This is a genomic window from Pedococcus sp. P1_H8 (assembly GCF_056405175.1).
The window spans coordinates 1-362 of the sequence record NZ_JBFUCP010000468.1; the positions used below are offsets into that span (position 1 = coordinate 1).

1 protein-coding gene is annotated in these 362 nt (G+C 72.1%); it reads right to left on the minus strand.

Annotated features, from left to right (window positions below):
• Positions 1 to 161: 161 nt before the first annotated feature.
• Positions 162 to 362, minus strand: a 201-nt coding sequence (locus tag AC1DYG_RS20885; RefSeq protein WP_477641734.1) for a hypothetical protein, incomplete at its 5' end; no start/stop codon positions are given.

A 362-nucleotide genomic window follows, 5' to 3' on the forward strand; every position in this document is an offset into this window, starting at 1 on the left:
GCTCAAGGCCGTCGCGGTCGCGCGACTGCCCTTGCAGCTGCCCCTGATCGCCGCCGCGCTCAAGGTCCGCCGCGACGCGGCCTGAGCAGGGCGCCTTCGCAATACGGCGCTTTCACAAGATGGGGTTTCGCAATGCGGTGATTTCCTGGTGCGGACGCCGGCTACTCGTCCCGCCCGCCCGCACTCGCCCCGGCCGTCTCGATGAGCCGGACCAGGTCACCGGCGTCCGGTAGGTCCGCCGGGGAAATGGTGCGCGCGGTCCGCACGTAGTGGAACGCCGCCCGCACCCGTTCGAGCGCGACCGGCGGCTCACCCCGCGCGACCATCCGTGCCGACATCAGCTCCGCCCAGGCCAGCCGGTA